This is a genomic window from Bacillus sp. GMs2/2, assembly GCF_050172095.1.
Taxonomy (GTDB): domain Bacteria; phylum Bacillota; class Bacilli; order Bacillales; family Bacillaceae_G; genus Bacillus_A; species Bacillus_A cereus.
The window spans coordinates 1-2,518 of the sequence record NZ_JBNLYE010000482.1; the positions used below are offsets into that span (position 1 = coordinate 1).

Below are 2,518 nucleotides of genomic sequence, written 5' to 3' on the forward strand. Positions count from 1 at the left end.
TTACTATAATACTTATGAGAGACATAAAAGAATTGAAATAGCAATCCCCTATGTAAATAAGGTATAATCTACATATAGTGAACCTTTTACGTAATTAAATAAAAGGTTCTTATACTCAAAAATTCATAAACTAGAAGGTGCAACAATGTTAAGTAGTTTTATTCATTCAGTATTAACGTTTTTTGAAGGATTAGGTTATTGGGGCATTATGCTTGGACTTATGATTGAGATTATCCCAAGTGAAATTGTCCTTGCTTATGCAGGATACTTAGTATTCAATGGAAGTATCTCATTTGTAGGCGCAGTTGTATTCGGTACAATTGGCGGTGTTATTGCCCAAATCTTTATTTATTGGCTTGGACGATACGGCGGACGCCCTATATTAGAACGTTATGGAAAATATATTTTCATACATAAAAAACAAATAGATGCTGCAGAAGATTGGTTTAATCGTTACGGAACTGGCGTCATTTTTACAGCACGCTTCATTCCAGTAGTGCGTCATGCGATTTCAATTCCTGCTGGTATTACAAAAATGCCTTTACTACGTTTCACTACATTAACAGCACTTGCGATTATCCCTTGGTCTATTATTTTCATTTATTTAGGTGAAAAACTAGGTGAAAATTGGGAAAATATTAACGATATTGCTAGTCCTTATGTGAAATCATTCGCAATTGGTGGCGTCGTACTTATACTTTTATACTTCGTTATAAAAAAATGGACAAAAAAGCGTAAAAATCTTGCTTAAGTATATAACAAAAACCGCTATAAATTCATTCGGAGTTATAGCGGTTTTTTATTTATATATGAATTAATCTTCAAGAATTATATAACACCTTTCCATCTACATTTACATGGATAAGCAACCGTTTGATCATTTCTTTCGTATATTATCTCAAAAAGGAGTGATTCCCCTATGCATTGGCAGCAAAAAATACCATACTTAATCGGACGCCCTATCGGTATTTCCTTCATAAATGGGCAAGGAACTTCTGGTGTATTATGTTCAGCTCATGATGGTCAATTATATGTGTATGAATACCTTTATCAATCCCAGTTCGCAATGAAACATTATGATTATAGACAGATTCAAGATATACATGCATTCCCAAATTGTCCTCACCAAAATCCTCTATACTAAAAAAATCGGAACGGCTCATAGCCATTCCGATTTCTATACTTTATTTCTCAGAATTAAATTTATGCACTGCTTCATCAAAATAAATCCAACCTTTCCAGCCCAAATGAATCGTATCTTTTAAGAAATACTTATCATATTCATGACCAGAGAAATCAACTACTGGATATCCTGCTTTCTCAACCTGTTCTCGAACTTTTTTATAATACACTTCACGGCGTTCTTTCGGGAATCCAGTATAATCATACCAAGGCCCATTTACAGGTACAGAAATAAAGAGTGGTTTGACATTTTTCTCTTTAAATAAATCTAAAATAATTTGTAAATCATCATATTCTGGTGATTCATCATATGTTTCATTTGCTCTAAAGTTTTTTAAACCTTTTAGTTTTTTCTTCAGATTATTCTTATGATAATACGGATTTTCAATTCCGAATGTATTTGTAGTAGACTCAGCTTTCCCTTCTTGTTCCGCGTGTTTACGTGCATCTTCCCAAGAAATTGAACGAAGTCCGATATTTGTTTTCTCTTTCATCGGTTCGATTTTAAATAAAGAGTTAAATAAATCTCTATGATCTAAAATATTTCGATGCATATAAGCAAGTGGTTTAGCTAAACCTGCTTTTATGTTATGTTTTGTATCATTATATACAATACCTTCTAATGAATTTTTTAATATATCATCTTCTTGAACAACTTTATAATCTAATAGCCGTTTCGCGATTTGCTTCTTCATTTCTGGATTTATCTCATCATTAAAAATAAAATGATATGCTTGTTGTTTGGAGAAATTATTAGTGAAATCCCCTTGTGAGACACCAGTCTTTGTAAACCATTGTGGTGAAAGAACAAAGACTACTTTTTTACCTTCTAATTCATCCATAGTAGATGTCATATTTAAAATATGAGCTAAGCTTTGTGTACCGCCAGTTCCAATTAAAAACGGTGTAAAACCAGCTGGATTTACTTTGAAATAATTAGACGGATGATATGCATCCATTCGTAAAAATTCTGATGAACCGTACATCGGTAAATACTGTGAATTCTCTAACATTTTTTGCTGTAAGAAAACACTTTGTAATTTCTCTTTTTGTAAAGAAGTTGCCGCATCTTCTACCTTCTTATCACTAATAAGCGATACTAAACTTTTCGATGGGATTAGAATGATAATGAAAAAAAGCACACACGCTAAAATTATAGGACCAAAAGCATGCTTCATTTTCATCTTCTGTCCCTCTTTCTATCGTTATTAAATTGTAACCCTTGTTTTTGACACGTCATCTTTTCTCTCCTTTGTCTCTATACATGTTCCATTCTATTTATCTATTATATACATGTATGTATTTCCTTCCTTGTTCTATTAAGCCCTATATAAAT

The 2,518-nt window shown here is 32.2% G+C and carries 3 protein-coding genes; 2 read left to right on the forward strand and 1 reads right to left on the reverse strand.

The features are described from left to right. Window positions 1-145 precede the first annotated feature (145 nt). The gene (locus tag ACQGS6_RS26345) at window positions 146-751 is read left to right on the forward strand and encodes a DedA family protein (protein ID WP_000952916.1); all 606 of its coding nucleotides are present in this window, start codon (window positions 146-148) and stop codon (window positions 749-751) included. Between the two features lie 168 nt (window positions 752-919). After that, window positions 920-1,144, forward strand: coding sequence for a hypothetical protein (locus ACQGS6_RS26350; protein ID WP_000558693.1), 225 nt, complete (start codon window positions 920-922; stop codon window positions 1,142-1,144). 40 nt (window positions 1,145-1,184) lie between these two features. On the opposite strand, the gene dltD is transcribed toward ACQGS6_RS26350, so the two are convergent. Further along, window positions 1,185-2,366 (reverse strand): D-alanyl-lipoteichoic acid biosynthesis protein DltD, encoded by a 1,182-nt coding sequence (dltD, locus tag ACQGS6_RS26355; RefSeq protein ID WP_000782299.1) that lies wholly within the window; start codon window positions 2,364-2,366, stop codon window positions 1,185-1,187. Window positions 2,367-2,518: the final 152 nt, after the last annotated feature.

Bases quoted from the DNA above. Each gene is read 5' to 3' on its own strand.
- ACQGS6_RS26345 (WP_000952916.1), top strand. From the start codon at position 146: ATGTTAAGTAGTTTTATTCATTCAGTATTAACGTTTTTTGAAGGATTA.
- ACQGS6_RS26350 (WP_000558693.1), top strand. From the start codon at position 920: ATGCATTGGCAGCAAAAAATACCATACTTAATCGGACGCCCTATCGGT.
- dltD (WP_000782299.1), bottom strand. From the start codon at position 2,366: ATGAAAATGAAGCATGCTTTTGGTCCTATAATTTTAGCGTGTGTGCTT.